Annotated in this window: 10 protein-coding genes; 3 read left to right on the top strand and 7 right to left on the bottom strand. The window is 69.9% G+C overall.

Annotated features, from left to right (window positions below; all coding sequences use genetic code 11):
- Positions 1-375 precede the first annotated feature (375 nt).
- On the top strand, positions 376-918 hold the full coding sequence (locus tag ACZ7M3_RS13890; protein ID WP_355433473.1) for a hypothetical protein: 543 nt from the start codon (positions 376-378) through the stop codon (positions 916-918).
- A gap of 82 nt (positions 919-1,000) precedes the next feature.
- On the top strand, positions 1,001-3,205 hold the full coding sequence (locus ACZ7M3_RS13885; protein WP_472063260.1) for a trypsin-like serine protease: 2,205 nt from the start codon (positions 1,001-1,003) through the stop codon (positions 3,203-3,205).
- Positions 3,206-3,457: 252 nt separating this feature from the next.
- On the opposite strand, the gene ACZ7M3_RS13880 is transcribed toward ACZ7M3_RS13885, so the two are convergent.
- Genes ACZ7M3_RS13880 through ACZ7M3_RS13870 form a run of 3 tightly spaced genes read right to left on the bottom strand, consistent with a single transcriptional unit; the run spans position 3,458 to position 9,743 of the window.
- Positions 3,458-4,603, bottom strand: coding sequence for a glycosyltransferase family 4 protein (locus ACZ7M3_RS13880; RefSeq protein ID WP_472063258.1), 1,146 nt, complete (start codon positions 4,601-4,603; stop codon positions 3,458-3,460).
- The gene (locus ACZ7M3_RS13875; protein ID WP_472063257.1) at positions 4,600-7,476 is read right to left on the bottom strand and encodes a bifunctional glycosyltransferase/CDP-glycerol:glycerophosphate glycerophosphotransferase; all 2,877 of its coding nucleotides are present in this window, start codon (positions 7,474-7,476) and stop codon (positions 4,600-4,602) included. The genes ACZ7M3_RS13880 and ACZ7M3_RS13875 overlap by 4 nt, the downstream gene beginning before the upstream one ends.
- An 8-nt stretch (positions 7,477-7,484) precedes the next feature.
- Positions 7,485-9,743 carry a bifunctional glycosyltransferase/CDP-glycerol:glycerophosphate glycerophosphotransferase gene (locus ACZ7M3_RS13870; RefSeq protein WP_472063255.1) on the bottom strand — a complete coding sequence of 753 codons (2,259 nt, stop codon included), beginning with the start codon at positions 9,741-9,743 and terminating at the stop codon, positions 7,485-7,487.
- A 259-nt stretch (positions 9,744-10,002) separates the two neighbouring features.
- Between ACZ7M3_RS13870 and galE the strand changes: the two genes are divergently transcribed.
- Positions 10,003-10,974, top strand: coding sequence for a UDP-glucose 4-epimerase GalE (gene galE, locus ACZ7M3_RS13865; RefSeq protein WP_472063253.1), 972 nt, complete (start codon positions 10,003-10,005; stop codon positions 10,972-10,974).
- A 69-nt stretch (positions 10,975-11,043) separates the two neighbouring features.
- Here the strand turns inward: galE and obgE are convergent, their stop codons facing one another.
- From obgE to ACZ7M3_RS13845, 4 genes are all read right to left on the bottom strand, one after another.
- Complete coding sequence (gene obgE / locus ACZ7M3_RS13860) at positions 11,044-12,480, bottom strand: GTPase ObgE (protein ID WP_472063251.1); 1,437 nt, start codon at positions 12,478-12,480, stop codon at positions 11,044-11,046.
- Between the two features lie 132 nt (positions 12,481-12,612).
- Positions 12,613-12,867, bottom strand: coding sequence for a 50S ribosomal protein L27 (gene rpmA / locus ACZ7M3_RS13855; protein WP_028802588.1), 255 nt, complete (start codon positions 12,865-12,867; stop codon positions 12,613-12,615).
- Positions 12,868-12,881: 14 nt separating this feature from the next.
- Positions 12,882-13,202, bottom strand: coding sequence for a 50S ribosomal protein L21 (rplU, locus tag ACZ7M3_RS13850; protein WP_006374708.1), 321 nt, complete (start codon positions 13,200-13,202; stop codon positions 12,882-12,884).
- Between the two features lie 260 nt (positions 13,203-13,462).
- The gene (locus ACZ7M3_RS13845) at positions 13,463-17,554 is read right to left on the bottom strand and encodes an Rne/Rng family ribonuclease (protein ID WP_472063249.1); all 4,092 of its coding nucleotides are present in this window, start codon (positions 17,552-17,554) and stop codon (positions 13,463-13,465) included.
- Positions 17,555-17,597 lie beyond the last annotated feature (43 nt).

Raw genomic sequence — 17,597 nt, 5'->3', positions numbered from 1 at the left:
GTGGTGACCTGGACCAGCACATCCATGCCAACGAGGTGAACAAAACCTGTCAGATGCGTGACAGCAATCTTTCCACTGTGTGACACATGCCACGCACGACCCTTGCAAAGTGCCCCTTTTGCCACCTTTCGCCCGATGGACAGAGATCATCAATTGCGACTTTGATAAACGAGGCTGCGGGTGAGTTTTCGCGTTGTGATCCCCAGAAGGGGTCTCTCGCGCCGATGGTTCATTTCCTGGGGGCGGTTTCATGACCATGCGCATTTCTGCGTGCGCTCATTTCACGCTGACTTCTGTCACCCCCGTCCGTCGCAGCCGCACGCTCGTCTTGAACGTGTTCTGAGCGTTCCGTCAGAATCAACCCATAGGACTTCAATGAAGGCGCATAGCGCAATCGCGATAAGGCCGAAATACAAGAGACTCGTCGGTACCGCACTGGCAGCAGCGGTGGCCGGCGCGCTGACCTGGCTGGCCGTCCCGGGCGGCTCGTCCACAGCCGGGGACTCCGCACCGCGGGCGGCCGCGCCCGTCGCGGGTGAAGCCCCCGGCTACGCCGTGGAGGACTTCAACTACCCGCAGGCGAACAAGATCCTCGCGGAGAAGAACATCGTCCTCAAGCGCGGCGACGGCCACATCACGCTCGCCGACTGTGTGAGCGGAACGGGACAGCTCGAGGTCTGGGCGCGCAGCAAGGACAAGATCTGTTTCCAGGTCACCGGCAACTCCGGCTGGCTCACCCTGGAGATCCCCTCTGTCTACGGGATCAAGGGCAACGACTACGCGACGCAGGTGGACATGACCACCGGCACCGAGGAGAAGTCCTTCGACGTCGACAAGAACGCCTGGACCGCGGTCGGGGAGAGCGCCGACGAACAGGGCCGCGAGTTCATGCTCGTGGAGATCAGGGCCTCCAAGTAGCCCTGGGCACAGGCCCGTCGGCATCCCCCACGCTGCCTGAGGCCGCTCGGCCTCTCAGACCTAGAGTCCAAGGAATCACATCATGCGACACTCCAGACACGTGCGCCTTGCCGCCCTCGTCGCCGCCCTGGCCACCGGCCCGGTCGCGCTGTGCGCCGCGCCCGCGTCCGCCGTTACCGGCACGCCGGTCACCGATGCCTCGTTCAGCTACAGCGCGCAGATCATCGTCGGTGACCACGACCGAGGTTGCTCCGGTGTCCTGGTCGACCCCGAGTGGCTGCTGACCGCGGCCAGCTGCTTCGCCGACAACCCGGCGACCAGCCTGTCGGTGTCTGCGGGCAAGCCCGCGAAGCAGACGACCGCGACCATCGGACGCTCCGACCTGAGCGGCTCCGACGGAGCGGTGCGCGACATCGTGCAGCTCGTCCCCCGCACCGACCGCGACGTCGTCCTGGCCCGCCTGAACCGGCCGGTCACCAACGTCGCCCCCATCGCCCTGGCCAACACCGCGCCCACTGCCGGCGAGGAGCTGAAGTTCGCCGGATACGGCCGCAACAAGACCGAGTGGGCGCCGCTGAAGCTGCACACCGGCGCTCTGACGGTGGACTCGTCCGCCGCCACCACCGCCACCGTCACCGGCAAGGACGGCGCGGCCGCCTGCATGGGCGACACCGGCGGCCCCGTGCTGCGCACCGTGAACGGCACGCCTCAGCTGGTGGCCCTCAACAGCCAGTCCTACCAGGGCGGTTGCTTCGGCATCGACGCCGTCGAGACCCGCACCGGCGGCATCGCCGCCCGCGTCGACGACCTGGGCTCCTGGGTGAACTCCGCCGTCGGCGCCACCCGCATCGCCGACTTCAACTGTGACGGCATCGAGGACACCGCGGTCTCCGACCCCGCGGCGAGCGTCGGCGGCAAAGCCGGCGCGGGTCTCGTCCGGGTCGTGTACGGCGGTGGCAAGGGCACCGCCGAGATCAACCAGGACCTCGACTGGGTGTCGGGCGGCGCCGAGGCCAGCGACTGGTTCGGCGAAACCATGGCCACCGTCGACTACAACGAGGACGGCTGCACCGACCTCGTCGTCGGCACCCCCTCCGAGGACCTGGGAACCGCCACCGACGCCGGCGTGGTCGACGTCCTGTACGGCGCGTCGGGCGGCCTCGGCACCGGTGCGACCAAGGACACCCACTTCGAGCAGGGCAGCGGCACCGGCTCCTTCGCGGCGTCCACCCCCGAGACCGGTGACCGCACTGGCCAGGCCCTCGCCGCCGGCACCACCGCCGCCGGCGAGCCGTTCCTGGTGATCGGCTCGCCGGGCGAGGCCATCGGCAGCGTCGCCAAGGCGGGCATGGCCTTCTACGTGCACGGCAGCAGCAACATCGCCATCAGTCAGGACAGCACGGACGTGCCGGGCTCCGTGGAGGCGAACGACGGCTTCGGCGGCGCCGTCGCGGCCGACGCCAACCGCATCGTCATCGGTGCCCCCGACGAGACCATCGGCACCGATGCGGGCGCCGGCAACCTCGCGGTCTTCAGTCACAAGCTGAACTCCGAGAACCGGCCCACCCCGCTGTTCGGCCTCGACCAGGACCTGGACACCGTCTCCGGCGGTGCCGAGGCGGGCGACCAGTTCGCCAAGTCCCTGGCCCTGGTCCCCTACCGCCCGTCGGGGGCGGCTACCGCCACCGACTCGATCCTCGCGGTCGGCTCGCCGGGTGAGGACCTGGACGTCGACGGTGTCGCCAAGACGGACACCGGCATGGTGCAGACCTTCCAGATCACCGCCGCCGGCACGTACAGCCAGCTCAACTCGTACTCGTCCGGCACCGCCACCGACACCGTGCCCGGCACCTCCGAGGCCGGTGACCGCTTCGGCCAGACGCTGGCCGCTGTGAACACGGCGCCGCGTGCGGTGAGCACCACGGCGACGATGAAGCTGGCCGTCGGCCTCACGGACGAGGCCGTCGGCACGACGGCGAAGGCAGGCGCGATCACCACCTTCTCGCTCCTCGGCTCGCCCGGGACGAACAACCGCTGGATCGAGGCCGGCACCTCCGGCATCCCGGGTCCCGCGGGCGCCAACCAGCACCTCGGTCAGAGCATCCACTACACCGGCACCAAGCTGTACCTCGGCATGCCGTACGGTCCGGGCAGCTACGGCACGGTCTACGCCCTGCCGCTGTCCAATGTGACCGCCGGCGGCACGAACGCGGCGATCACCACCTACCAGCCCGGCCAGGGCGGTCTCCCGGCCGCCGGCGGACGCTTCGGCTACGTCGTCCGCTAGTCCGGCTGCGGTAAGCACTGGAATACGAAGGGGGGCTTCCCCGGCACTCAGCCGGGGAAGCCCCCCTTTCACCGATGCTCCAGAACTCCACGTCGCAGCCGTAGGCGGGACCGAAGTGCAGCGTACGGCTGGAGGTCACCACGGGGCGGAACACCCGGAGCCCGGCCACCTCTCCCGTACCCGAAGGGGACCGGCCCCCTTCGGGCCGGTCCCCACGGTCGCGTCCGCAACCGGCGCGAGACGCAACGATGTTCAGCGCTCCAGGAACGCGAACAGTTCCTCCCACCGGTCGGTGATGGCGGCGGGCGAGTAGCGCTGGACGTTCTTCCGCGCCCGCTCCCCCATCGCGTCGCGGAGGTCGGCGTCCTCCATCAACCGGCCCAGCTGGTGGGCGAGTTCGGTGGTGTTGCCGGGGTGGGCGAGGAGTCCGTCCTCCTCGTGCCGGATGATCTCGTGCACGCCGGGGGCGCAGTCGAAGGCAGCACACGGCACGGCGCAGGCCATCGCCTCCAGCAGGGCCAGTGGAAAGCCCTCACCTCGGGACGACTGCACGAACACGGACGCCCCGCGCAGCGCGGCGGCGACGTCGTCGGTCTGGCCGGCCCACTCCACCGATCCGTCCAGGCCCAGCCGGGTGCACTGCTGCCGCAGCGCCTGCTCGTCGGGGCCGGAGCCGTAGATGCGCAGGAGCCAGCCGGGGTGCTTCGGCGCCGCCTCGGCCCAGGCGTCCAGGAGCATGTCGATGCCCTTCTGGTGCCCCAGCCGGCCGATGCTCACGGCCACCTTCTCGGTACGGCGGGAGGGGGCCTCCGGCATCATCGGCAACGGGTTCGGCATGTACCCGACGTTGTTGAGGCCGCGGCCTATCCACAGGTCGGCGTCCTCGCGGGTCAGCAGCAGCAGGCGGTCGACGTCCTTGTAGTACCGCTCGACGCGCTGGAACCGGGAGGAGCCGCGCGAGTACTCGTAGGACTCGTGGCTCATGCCGATGACCGGGTGCCCGGCCGTGTCCGCCATGGCCACCCACTCCATGGCCCACACCTGGGTCACGATGATCATCGCACCGGGCTTGGCGTCGCGGAAGACGCGCGACAGCCGCTCGGTGGCCTCCCGCATGCCCGTCTCGCGGGCAGCCTCACGCCGCCGCGCCGCGAGGTTGGCACGGTTCCGCAGGGTGCGCGCCTGCCAACGCCCAGGCGGGCGCTCGTCGTAGAGCGTCACCGTGGCGAACGGCGGGTTGCCGCCGAGGTCCATGGGCACTTCGGGCGGCGCGATGCCCACGATGGTCACCCGGTGACCGCGCTCGGCGAACAGCCTGGCCATCAGCGCCTGCCAGCGTGCCACGCCACCGAGTTCGTTGACCTCGTTGGCCACAAAGATGATGTCACGCTGTGTCATCGGGCGTCTCCCCGGTTTCCGAAGAAGCGGTCGACGATCTGCGCGGCGGCGTCGCCGCGGTCGTACTCGCCGTACTGGGTCACAAATTCCTTGAGGCGTCCCTCCTGGTCGGACGCGAGGGCATCCAGATCCGTCAGGACGTCGAAGAGCTCCTCGGCGGTCCGCACGACGGGGCCGGGGGCCTGTTCGGACAGGTCGAAGTACGTACCACGGCTGTTGTTGACGTACTCCTCCCAGTCGTAGGTGAAGAAGACCATCGGGCGCTGCAGCAGCGCGTAGTCGAACATCACCGAGGAGTAGTCAGTGATCATCGCGTCCGCGAGCAGGAGGACGGGGGTGATGTCGGGCTCCTCGCTGACGTTGACCACCCGGCCGGCCACGGACGGCGGGAGCGTCACGTTGTTGAGGTAGTGGGTCCGGATCAGCAGGGTGAAGCGGTCACCGAAACGGTCCGCGAACGCATCGATGTCGAACGGGAACTCGAACTTCCGCACGCCTCCGTTGGCCTGCTCCCGGAACGTCGGCGCGTACAGGACGATCGGACGGTCCCGGCGGATGCCGAGCCGCTCGGCGAGTTCCCGCGCCGCCGGGTCGAGGGTCTCGGCGTCCTTGGCCCGTGCCAGGGCGTCGTTGCGCGGGTAGCCCGTGCGCAGGAGCTTCTCCTCCGGAATCCGGTAGGCGGGGGCCAGGGTCTTCTCGTCGTGCCGGCCGCGCACCACGAAGTGGTCGAACCGGTCGATCGCCTCCTGGTAGGAGCGCTGCTCGTGCTCCGACTGGATGCGGTACTTCGGCTCGTCGAATCCCATGCGCTTGAGGGCGGAGCCGTGCCAGGTCTGGATGTACGTGGTCTCGGGACGCTTGCTCAGCTTGAGCGGGAAGCCCTGGTTGTCGATCCAGAACTCGGCCTGTGCCAGCGCCTTGAGGTAGGGCCAGGACCAGCGACGGACCAGCTCGACGTCCTTCGGGAAGCCCGTGGGACGCTCACCGGCGTACGACCAGATGGCCTTGAAGGGCACGCCGCGGCGGCACATCTCCTCGTAGATCGCCCGTGGGCTGTCGCTGTACTGCTTGCCGAGGTGGCTCTCGAAGACGACCGTGCCCTTGCGGACGGGCAGGAGCCGGATCATCCGGTGGTACGCCTCGATCTTCCGGGGGCCCGAATGCAGGTCCTTGCGCACCGAGACGACCTTGCGCGCCATCTTCTTCGCCAGCTCGGCGGGCGGGCTCTGCATATTGCGCTGCACCAGCATCGAGGTGCGCCGGGCGAGCCTGCCGTGCTGGGTGAGGCGGAAGGCGAGGTGGCCCTTGGCTGAGGCGTGCGGCTGGAGGCGGTCGGCCATCATCCGGCCGAGCCGGGGACGGATACGGACGGCTCCCGAATCCTCCAGTGAGATCTGACCGACCGTCAGGCGGCTGCTCGTCCGCTCGCCGTTGACGGTCAGGTGCAGGCGCACGTCCCACACGTCGTCGACGATGCCGACGGGACGGAGCGTAGCGGCCAGCGGCAGGGCGGCCCGCCAGGTCACGGACTCGCCCTCGTGCTTCAGGTTCTGCACCGGGAACCGGAACGTCTGCAGGCTCCTGCGGCGGGCACGGAACTCCAGCTCGGCCTTGAGCTTGGCGTCCGACGGGATCACACCGAGCGGGTTGACGAGCGCGCCGGCCAGCGTGACGCCCGAGGGGCTCTCCGCGTAGTCGGTCACCTGGTTGCGCAGGCTGAGGCGCTGCACCGGCTTGGCGTGGTAGCCGAGGTCGGTCACATCGAGGACCTCGCGGCCCAGCGGGTCGTCGATGTGTTCCGCGCACCAGTAGACCCGGCCGTCGCGCTCCAGCAGCGGGCTGGACACCTTGTTGGTGTTGATGAGCGTGTCGATCGCCGGGTGGAGGTTCTTCCAGTCCTCCTGCAACAGAAGGTAGGCGCAGATCCGGTGGATCGGGGACAGCTCGTCGTAGGCCGCCTGGGGGAAGTCCCGGATGTAGCCCCGGGTCATCTCGGCGAAGCGGTGCCAGTAGTCCTCGTCCAGGAAGGGCAGGTCCCGCAGGTACAGCACAAGGTCGTTCTTGAGAAACTTGCGGTCCTTGTGGAGCTTCAGCTCGTCGTGGCCCAGCTCGGCGAGGATGCGGTCGATCCGGCGGTGGATCTCCACTCGGTCGGCGAGGTTCCTGATCTCGTGGCGCCGGTTGCTGATCGACTTCTCGGCGGCCTTCTCGACCACGTTCCAGTAGTAGACCGTGTTCGGGATGAGGGTGATCCGAGTCGCGGCCAGGTAGGCCTGCGCCGAGAAGAGCAGGTCCTCGTAGTGGATGCCTCGGGGAAAGGTCAGCTCGTTCTCGAGCAGGAACTCGCGCCGGTAGCACTTGTTCGTCGACAGGGTGTCGAAGACCAGCAGGTCCGGTATCTCCGCGACGGAGTCGAAGGTACGGGTCTCCCGGTACAGCCACGGGTACCACTTGACCGTCTTGCCGTGCCTGTTGTCCGTGTGGACGCGCACGCACAGCCCGGAGACCAGGTCGGCCCCGGTGTTCTCCGCCGCGTCCAGCATGTTGCGGCAGGCGTTGAGCTCAAGGGTGTCGTCGCTGTCGAGGAACATCACGTAGCGGCCACGGGCGACGGCCACGCCCTGGTTGCGCGGCTCGCCGCAGCCACCGCTGTTCTCGGCCAACTGGATCGCCCGCACGCGGTCGGACCGGAGGGCCAATTGCTGCGCGACCTCGTACGAGCCGTCGGTGGAGTGGTCGTCGGCGATGATCACCTCGACGTTCTGCAGGGTCTGGTCAAGGACTGACTGCACGGCTGTCGGAAGGCGTTCCGCGTCGTTGAAGACGATGACGACGACGCTGATGTCGGGCGTTGTGTCGGGGTGCTGGGACACTGCTGCAGCTACCTCTGGCTCGAGTAGGTGGATATCGGGGCCGATGCTTCGTGGGCCCTTGCGGGTGGCGGAGCGGGGATCCGTTCGTCCAGCGGCACGACGGGTGACATGGCCTCGAGGGGCTCGCCGAGGAAGATGCGGCGCACGGCGCGCTCCGCCGCGCGACCGTCGTCGAAGTCGCAGAAGCGGTGCCGGAAACCGTCCCGGGCCCGGGCGGCCCGCTCGCCTCGCCAACCGTCGGAGCAGAGTACCTCGGCCAGCTCCTCCTCAGTGGTGGCGACGGCGCCCGGGGCCTGGGTGAGCACATCGAAGTACGTGCCGCGGACGACGGAGTACGTGTCCCAGTCGTCGGCGAAGATCACGATTGGGCGGTCCAGGTTGGCGTAGTCGAACATCGCTGACGAGTAGTCCGTGATCAGACAGTCGGCAGCGAGATAGAGACGCTCGGCCGCGGGGTGGGCGGACACGTCGAGGATCCGGCCCTCGGACCGCAGCTCGGCGAGCCGGTCGGACCGGTTGTGGAAGTAGTGCCCGCGTACGAGCAGCGTGGCCTCCGGCCCCAGCCGCTCGGCGAGCTTCTCGAGGTCGAGACGGGGTACGAAGCCGGGCTGGTACTCGCGGTGCGTCGGCATGTAGAGGAAGGCCGTCGTGCCGTCATCCAGCCCGAGGTCGCGGCGGGCCTCGCGGACGTCCTGAGCCGTGGAGTTGAGCAGGACGTCGTTGCGTGGGTAACCGGTCTCCAGGGAGGTGTACGCGCAGGGGTACGCCCGCTCCCACACGGCGCTCGAGAACCGGTTGGAGACGAGGCTGAAGTCCCAGCGATCGCAGCGCTCGAGAAGCTTGGCGAAGTCCATGCTCGTCGAGGCCGGGTACTTCTGCTGGTCCAGGCCCATGGTCTTCAGCGGGGTGCCGTGGTGCGTCTGCACATGGATCTGGCCCTCCCGCTTCACCACGGCGTTCGCGAAGTTCACGTTGTTGACCAGGTAGGTGGCACGGGCGAGCGCCGCCCAGTACTCGCGCGACCCCACCCGCACGTGCTCAGTGCCCTCGGGCACCGTGTCCACCGCGTCCGGGTGGACGGCCCACACGCGGCGTATGTGCGGGGCGAGGCGGGCGAGTTCGGCGTCGATGGCCGCGGGGTTGCAGGAGACACCGCGACTCCAGAATGCGGAGAACACCGCGAGGTTCTCGTCACGCGGCAGCCTCAGCTGGGACTGGTAGAAGAGGCTCATCGCGCCGCGCTTGGAGCGGTGGAGCGCGGTGCGTGCCCGCCCCTTGACCGTGTTGCGGATCTTCACCGCGGCCATGGCGCTCACCATCTGGGCGTACACGTCGCGCTCGAGCATCGCGAACTTGTGGCCGCGGTCGCCGGCCGGCCGCCTGAAGCCCTCGGGAAGGCGGGCGCGGTAGTCGGCGGCGGCACGGTGGAAGAACTCCGCCCGGGCGTCCTGCGGCAGGCGGCCGGGGCGCTCCAGGATGGTCAGGTACTGGTTGACCATCTTGCGGAACAGAGGTGCGCGCCACCGCGCGCGGTCCTCACGGGCGTCGACGAAGTCGAAGACGCGGCGGTACTGGTCGAAGACGTCGAAGTGCTTGCGGCTGACGGTCCCGAGAATGTTGCCGCCCTCGCGCCGCTGCCGGTACAGCAGGCAGACGCGGTCCAGTACGGCGATGCGATCGGCGCTGATCAAGGAGCAGAACGTCCAGGGGGCGTCCTCGTAGTAGCCCGGCGGGAAGGCAAGGCCCTGGCGGACGATGAAGTCCCGGCGGTAGGCCTTGTTGCAGACGATCTGCAGCAGGTCGAGCAGTTGCGGCCGGTCGGCGAGGGAGAACACGTCCGGGCCGGCGCTCGTCAGCAGGTCCCTCCGCTGGTTCGGGCGGACCTCGCCGTTCCAGTAGGTGCGGACGTAGTCGTAGATGAGTATCTCGGGGTCCCCGGTGGCCTCCAGCCGCCCGGCTATCGCCGCGAGCGCCCCCGGGGACAACGTGTCGTCACTGTCGAGAAACAACACGTAATCGCCCCGGGCCTTTTCCAGCCCGGCATTCCGCGCACGTCCGAGCCCGACGTTCTCGGTGAGGTGAATCACACGAATTCGGTCGTCCTGTGCGGCGTACTCGTCGAGGACGGCGCCCGACCCGTCCGGAGAGCAGTCGTCGACGGCGACTATTTCGAAGTCCGTGTAGTCCTGCCCCAGGACGGATTCAAGACACTCAGAGAGATACCCCTGCACCTTGTAGACGGGGACAACGAGGGAGAGTCTTGGCATCCTTTTGCAACCTGTTTCCGGGGCGAACCTCGAGAGCGCGTGCGGGCCGGCACGCACGGCCGATACCGGCCGTGGGGCGCACCGCCCAATAGAGTAAAGGATTCACGAGATGTTTCCGTGAAGACGGTGGTCGCGTACCGCTCCCTGGCCTTAACCGTCTTGTCCACCCTTCTGCATTGGCGCCCCATTTGTCTGACTCGATTTTCCCGGCCCCAGAGACCAGTCTGAACACACTGACCGCAGCAAAGGAGAAGTGACGATGAACTGGCTGGTAACAGGGGGCGCCGGATACATCGGCGCGCACGTCACACGCGCCCTGATCGAGGGCGGTGAGCGCGTCGTGGTGTACGACGATCTGTCGACCGGCAGTGCCGACCGCGTGCCCGCCGGCGTTCCGCTGGTCGTCGGCAGTGTGCTGGACGCCACCCGGCTCGAGAAGACGATTCGTGACCATGCTGTGACCGGGGTGGTGCACATTGCGGCCAAGAAGCAGGTCGGCGAATCCGTGGAACGACCGCTTCACTACTACCGCGAGAACGTCACCGGACTCCAGACCCTGCTGGAGGTCATGACCGCCACCGGGGTCGCCCGGATCGTCTTCTCCTCGTCCGCCGCGGTCTACGGCATGCCGGACGTGGACCTCGTCACCGAGGACACTCCCTGCATGCCCATGAGCCCGTACGGGGAGAGCAAGTTGATCGGCGAGTGGCTGATCGGCGCCGCCGCGCGCGCCCACGGGATCCGGGCCGCCTCGCTGCGCTACTTCAACGTCGCCGGGGCAGCCGGTCCCGAACTCGCCGACACCGGCGTCTTCAACCTCATCCCCATGGTCTTCGAACGCCTGGAGGCCGGTGAGGCCCCGCGGATCTTCGGCGCCGACTACAACACGCCTGACGGCACCTGTGTGCGTGACTACATCCACGTCCAGGACATCGCCTCCGCCCATCTCGCGGCAGCCCGCCGTCTTCAGGACGCTCCTGCGGCAACCTCACTCGTCCTCAACATCGGCCGGGGCGAGGGCAGCTCCGTCCGCGAGATGGTGGACCGCATCCTCAAGCTCACCGGACATGACGACGCGGTCCCCGAGGTCACGGAACGCCGCCCCGGCGACCCCGCCCGGGTCGTGGCCTCCGCCGACCGTATTCACCAGGAACTCGGCTGGTCGGCCAGCCACGGCTTGGACGAGATGATCGAGTCCGCGTGGCAGGGTTGGCAGCACCTGCACCCGTGAACCGACGGACGGGCCCAGGTGCCGGCGGCGAGCCCGGCGCCCTTGGCCCGTCCAGGCATCCGGCGCTCCTCAGAACGGCTCGAAGTCGTCGTACTCCTTGTCCGCGTCGTCCCGCTCCGCCTCCTTGTCGCGGCGGCGCTGCGCGGCGGGCCGCGGAGCTTCGAGGCGGTGGTCCTCACCACGGCGGCCGAGCATCTCCGCGCCGGCCATGACGGTGGGCTCCCAGTCGAAGACGACCGCGTTCTCCTCGGGGCCGATGGCGACGCCGTCGCCCGAGCGGGCACCCGCCTTCATCAGCTCCGCCTCGACGCCGAGGCGGTTGAGACGGTCGGCGAGGTAGCCGACGGCCTCGTCGTTGTTGAAGTCGGTCTGGCGGACCCAGCGTTCGGGCTTCTCGCCGCGCACGCGGTAGAGGCCGTCCTCCTCCTGGACCACGGTGAAGCCGGTGTCGTCGACCGCCTTCGGGCGGATGACGATCCGGGTCGCCTCCTCCTTGGGCTTGGCGGCGCGCGCCGTGCCGACGATCTCGGCGAGCGCGAAGGACAGCTCCTTCAGGCCCATGTGCGCAACCGCCGACACCTCGAAGACGCGGTAGCCGCGGGCCTCCAGTTCGGGGCGGACCATCTCGGCGAGGTCCTTGCCGTCCGGCACGTCGATCTTGTTGAGGACGACGATGCGCGGACGGTTGCCGAGGCCGCCGTACTGCTTCAGCTCTTCCTCGATGATGTCGAGGTCGGTGACCGGGTCGCGCTCGGACTCCAGGGTCGCCGTGTCCAGCACGTGGACCAGCACGCTGCAGCGCTCGACGTGGCGGAGGAACTCGAGGCCGAGGCCCTTGCCCTGGCTGGCGCCGGGGATGAGGCCGGGCACGTCCGCGATCGTGTAGACCGTCTCGCCCGCCGTCACCACGCCCAGGTTGGGGACGAGGGTCGTGAAGGGGTAGTCCGCGATCTTCGGCTTGGCGGCCGACAGGACGGAGATGAGGGACGACTTGCCGGCACTCGGGTAGCCGACGAGGGCCACGTCCGCGACGGTCTTCAGCTCCAGGACGATGTCCTGGAAGTCACCGGGGACACCGAGCAGCGCGAAGCCGGGCGCCTTGCGGCGGGCCGAGGCCAGCGCCGCGTTGCCGAGGCCACCGCGACCGCCCTGTGCGGCGACGTACGACGTGCCGTGGCCGACGAGGTCCGCGAGGACGTTGCCCGCCTTGTCGAGCACGACCGTGCCGTCCGGCACCGGCAGGATCAGGTCCTGGCCGTCCTTGCCCGAGCGGTTGCCGCCCTCGCCGGGCTTGCCGTTGGTGGCACTGCGGTGCGGCTTGTGGTGGTAGTCGAGCAGCGTGGTCACGGACTGGTCGACGACCAGCATCACGTCACCGCCCCGGCCGCCGTTGCCGCCGTCCGGGCCGCCGAGCGGCTTGAACTTCTCCCGGTGTACGGAGGCACAGCCGTGGCCTCCGCTACCCGCGGCGACGTGCAGCTCGACGCGGTCCACGAAGGTGGTCATGGGATGTGCCTCCAGTTACGTACGAAAGTCCTGCACAGCCCTGTATGCCACAGAGCCGCTTCTCTACAAAACACGCGAAAGGCGGACCCGCTTCCCGTTCGGGAAGTGAGGTCCGCCTCGCGAAAGAACCGGTCAGGCGACCGGAACGATGTTCACGACCTTGCGGCCACGGTGGGTACCGAACTCCACCGCACCGGCGTCAAGGGCGAACAGCGTGTCGTCCTTGCCACGGCCGACGCCGTTGCCCGGGTGGAAGTGCGTGCCGCGCTGGCGGACCAGGATCTCACCGGCGTTGACGACCTGACCGCCGAAGCGCTTCACGCCGAGCCGCTGAGCATTGGAGTCGCGACCGTTCCGAGTGGACGATGCGCCCTTCTTGTGTGCCATCTCTCCTCAGTCCCTTACTTCGCAGCCGCGGGGATCTCAGTGACCTTGATCGCCGTGTACTGCTGGCGGTGGCCCTGACGACGGCGGTAACCGGTCTTGTTCTTGTAGCGAAGGATGTCGATCTTGACGCCCTTGTGGTGGTCCACGATCTCGGCCTGGACCTTGATGCCGGCAAGGACCCACGGGTCGCTGGTCACGGCGTCGCCGTCGACAACGAGCAGGGTCGAGAGCTCGACCGTGTCGCCAACCTTGGCAGTGGAAATCTTGTCAACCTCAACGATGTCGCCGACAGCAACCTTGTGCTGGCGACCACCGCTGCGCACGATGGCGTACACGCGGATCTCTCTCTCGCTCGGAACGGAACCCCGCAGTCCAGCCACGCGCTGCGCGAGCGGCCTCTCCCGAAGCGCACGGCATGCGAACACGCACGACACGCAGAATTCCGGGAGGAAGAGGTTTACGGGGGTGCGGCGCGTCAGGGGACACGCCGACGGTCTAGGTTACGGGGCCCGGCTTGAGGGGTCAAACCGGGCCACCGTCATGCGGTCGGAGCAGCGGAGGGACCGACTTCCGTCAGCCCTCCGCCGGTTCCGCGTCAGTCCTCGGTGGTCGCCGAGACGGACGAACGGTCCTGCTGCTCGGCCGCCGCGGTCTTCTTCGCGGTGGTCTTGGCGGCCGTCTTCTTCGCGGTCGCCTTCTTGGCCGTGGCCTTCTTGGCCACCGTCTTCTTGGCAGCGGTCTTCTTGGTGGCGGCCTTCTTCGCCGTCGCCTTCTTGGCCGTCTTGCGGGCGGCCGTCTTCTTGGCCGGGGCCTCGGCGTCCGTCTCGACCACGGTCTCGGCCGCCGTCTCGACGGCCGCGGGGGCCTCGGCCGGCTCCGCCGAGGCCGACGGGACGACCACGACGGCCGCCTCCTCGGACGCGGTGGGCGCGGTGGCCTTGCGGACGGCGCGACGACGCGGGCGGGCCGGCGCGGCGCTCTCGGCGGGCGCCTCGGCGACCGGCGCGGGCTGCGCCTCGACGACCTCGGCGGCGGCCTCCGGCACGGGCGCCGCGACCGGCTCCGTGACCGTCACCACGGCCTCTTCCGCCGCCTTCGGGGAACCGGCCGGAGCCGACACCTTGCGGGTGGCGCGACGACGCGTACGGCCCTTGGGGGCGGCCTCGTCCTCCGGTACGGCGACCACGGGGGCCGGAGCGGCCTCGGCAGCCTGCGTGACCTCGGCGACCGGCGCCTCGACGACCGGGTCCTCGACCGCGACCGGCTCGGACTGGGCGGCCTCGTGGGACGTCAGAGCCCGCTCGGTCCGCTCGGCCCGCTCCTCGCGGCGGCCCCGGGGAGCACGCTCCTCGGCCTTCGGCGCACCCGCGGGAGCCGACGCGCGCCGGGTCGCCCGGCGCCGCGAGCGGCCGCCACGGGAAGCCGCGGCCTCCGCCTCGGCGGCGCTGCTGTACAGCTCCTCGTCCGGCTGGAACTCCTGCTCGACCAGAGCGACGGGCGCGGCGACCTCGGCGGCCACCTCGGCCTCGCTCTCGACCGTCTCCGGCTCCTCCGCGATCTCGTGCGTGTGCTCGAGCTCGTGGTCGTGCTCGTGGACCTGCTCGGCACCGCCACGGCCGCGCTTCTTGCGCTTGCCGCCGCCCCCGACGGAGGTCGGCTGCTCCATGTGCACGATCACGCCACGGCCGTTGCAGTGGACGCAGGTCTCCGAGAAGGACTCCAGCAGACCCTGGCCGACCCGCTTGCGCGTCATCTGTACCAGGCCCAGCGAGGTCACCTCGGCGACCTGGTGCTTCGTACGGTCGCGTCCCAGGCACTCCAGAAGGCGCCGCAGCACCAGGTCCCGGTTGGACTCCAGGACCATGTCGATGAAGTCGATGACGACGATGCCGCCCAGGTCGCGCAGCCGCAGCTGGCGCACGATCTCCTCGGCCGCCTCCAGGTTGTTCCTGGTCACGGTCTCCTCGAGGTTGCCGCCCTGACCGGTGAACTTGCCGGTGTTGACGTCGACCACGACCATGGCCTCGGTCTTGTCGATCACCAGCGAACCGCCGCTGGGCAGCCAGACCTTGCGGTCCAGGGCCTTCATCAGCTGCTCGTCGATGCGGTACGTCGCGAAGACGTCGACCTCGGAGGTCCACTTCGAGAGACGGTCGGCCAGGTCGGGCGCGACGTGGGACACGTACCCGTGGATGGTCTCCCACGCCTCGTCGCCGCTGACGATGACCTTGGTGAAGTCCTCGTTGAAGATGTCGCGGACGACGCGGACGGTCATGTCCGGCTCGCCGTACAGCAGGGACGGCGCGTTCGAGCTGCCGCCGCTCTTCGCCTTCTTCTGGATGTCCTCCCACTGCGCCTGCAGTCGCTCGACGTCGCGGCTCAGCTCGTCCTCGCTCGCGCCCTCGGCGGCGGTGCGCACGATGACGCCCGCGTCCTCGGGGACGATCTTCTTGAGGATGGTCTTCAGGCGCGCGCGCTCGGTGTCGGGCAGCTTGCGGCTGATGCCGGTCATCGAGCCCTCGGGCACGTAGACCAGGTAGCGGCCGGGCAGGGAGACCTGGCTGGTGAGGCGGGCGCCCTTGTGGCCGATCGGGTCCTTGGTGACCTGCACGAGGACCGACTGGCCGGACTTCAGCGCGCTCTCGATGCGGCGCGGCCCGTTGGCCATGCCGAGCGCCTCGAAGTTGACCTCACCGGCGTAGAGCACGGCGTTGCGGCCCTTGCCGATGTCGATGAAGGCGGCCTCCATCGACGGCAGCACGTTCTGGACCTTGCCCAGGTAGACGTTGCCGACGTACGAGGTCGACTGCTCCTTGTTGACGTAGTGCTCGACGAGCACGTTGTCCTCGAGGACGCCGATCTGGGTGCGCTCGCCGCTCTGGCGGACGACCATCACGCGCTCGACGGCCTCACGGCGGGCCAGGAACTCGGCCTCGGTGATGATCGGAACGCGACGGCGGCCCTGCTCGCGCCCTTCACGACGGCGCTGCTTCTTGGCCTCCAGACGGGTCGAGCCCTTGATGGACTGGACCTCGTCGGACGGGTGCTCGTCCTTCTTGCCGCGCGGCTCGCGGACCTTGACGACCGTGCGCTCGGGGTCGTTCTCGCCGGGCTCGGCCTCGGGGCCGGAGTCACCGGCGCGACGACGGCGCCGACGGCGGCGACGGCTGCTGCTGGAGCCGGAACCGCCCGGCTCGTCGCGCTCGTCCGCCTCCTCGGCGTCCTCCTCGGCCTGCTCGGCGGTGTCCTCGGCGTCCTGCGCGGCCTGCTCGGCGGCGTACTCGTCGTCCCCGGCCTCACCGTCCGCCTCGGCGGACTCGCCGCGGCGACGGCGCCGGCCACCACGACGGCGACGGCGGCGCGAGCCCGCGGACTCCTCCTCGGACTCGTCGTCCTCGACGCCGTCCTCGACGTCCTCGGCGGACTCGTCGGGCTCCTCCACCTCGTCGACGGGCTCCGCGGCCGGTGCCGCGGGCGCCTCCTCGACGGCCCGGCGGCGACGGCGACGGCGTCCGCCGGTCTCCTCCTCGACGGCCACGGGTGCCTCGACGACCTCTTCGGCCCGGGGGGCCTCGGCGGTCTCGGCGGCCACTTCCGCCGCCTCGGCGGCGGCCGCGGCGGCGGCCCGCTCCGGCGTCTGGAACATCGGCTCGGTGAACACGGGCGCCTGGAACACGGCGACGGCCGGACGCGCGGGCCGTCGCGCGGACTCGGCCTCCTTCGGCGCGGGGGCGGAGAAACCGACAGCGGCCTTGCGCGTGGCACGGCGGCGGGTCCGGCGCGGGGCGCCGTCCTCGGCGGTCTCGGCCTCGGCCGCGGGCTTGGTCTCCGCCTCCGCGGCGGGCTCGCTCTCGGCCTCGGCCGCGGGCTTGCTCTCGCTGGGGCTGGTCTCGCTGGTCACGGGCGCCTCCACACGCTCGTCGGCGGCGTCGCCCTCGGGCGCACCGGCGGGCGCGGAGACGCGCCGGGTGGCGCGACGACGGGTGGTGCGTCGGGGTGCGGCGTCCTCGGCGGCGGGGGCCTCTTCGGCCTGCGCCGCGACGGGCTCCCTGACGACCTCAGGGGTCTCAGCGGCCTCAGGGGCCTCAGAGACCTCAGGGGTCCGAGCGGTCTCGGTGGTCGCAGCGGCCTCGGCCGCCTTGGGCGCACCGGTCGGTGCGGAGGCACGACGGGTCGCACGTCGACGCGGACGGGCGGCGGGCGCCGCCTCCTCCTCGACGGCGGGGGCCGCTTCGACAGCGGGGGCCTCTTCGACCTGGGCCTCGGCCTCGGTCTCGGCGGGCGCGGGCACCACGGTCTCCGCGGCCCGGGCCGCCTCTGCCGTCACCGGCGCACCGGCGGGCGCGGACACCCGGCGGGTGGCGCGGCGACGCGTACGGCGCGGAGCGGCGTCCTCGGCGGGCTCGACCGACTCGGCGGCAGCGGCCTGAGCCACCGCCTCCTCCACCGTCGCTTCGGTCTCTTCGGTCTCGAGAGCCTCGGGGGCCTCGACGACTGCCATGGCCTCGGCGGATGCCACCGGCGGTATGGCCGGAGCCGTGGTCTCGGCCACGGACTGGGACTCGGCCGCGCCCGTGGGCGGGCCGGCCGGACGCGACGCCGCACGCCGGCGGCGCCGCGGCGGCAGGGTGTCGCTCGGAGTGTTGTTGTTGTCGGAACCCTCAGTGGGTTCGGTCGGCTCGAGCATGCGGGTGGATCTCCCGTCAGGCTCCCGGGCGCCGCGCCTGGTC

The organism is Streptomyces sp. NPDC111656 (assembly GCF_055656965.1).
This window is presented reverse-complemented; position numbering and strand designations above follow the sequence as displayed.

Bases quoted from the DNA above. Each gene is read 5' to 3' on its own strand.
- ACZ7M3_RS13890 (WP_355433473.1), top strand. From the start codon at position 376: ATGAAGGCGCATAGCGCAATCGCGATAAGGCCGAAATACAAGAGACTC.
- ACZ7M3_RS13885 (WP_472063260.1), top strand. From the start codon at position 1,001: ATGCGACACTCCAGACACGTGCGCCTTGCCGCCCTCGTCGCCGCCCTG.
- ACZ7M3_RS13880 (WP_472063258.1), bottom strand. From the start codon at position 4,603: ATGACACAGCGTGACATCATCTTTGTGGCCAACGAGGTCAACGAACTC.
- ACZ7M3_RS13870 (WP_472063255.1), bottom strand. From the start codon at position 9,743: ATGCCAAGACTCTCCCTCGTTGTCCCCGTCTACAAGGTGCAGGGGTAT.
- galE (WP_472063253.1), top strand. From the start codon at position 10,003: ATGAACTGGCTGGTAACAGGGGGCGCCGGATACATCGGCGCGCACGTC.
- obgE (WP_472063251.1), bottom strand. From the start codon at position 12,480: ATGACCACCTTCGTGGACCGCGTCGAGCTGCACGTCGCCGCGGGTAGC.
- rpmA (WP_028802588.1), bottom strand. From the start codon at position 12,867: ATGGCACACAAGAAGGGCGCATCGTCCACTCGGAACGGTCGCGACTCC.
- ACZ7M3_RS13845 (WP_472063249.1), bottom strand. From the start codon at position 17,554: ATGCTCGAGCCGACCGAACCCACTGAGGGTTCCGACAACAACAACACT.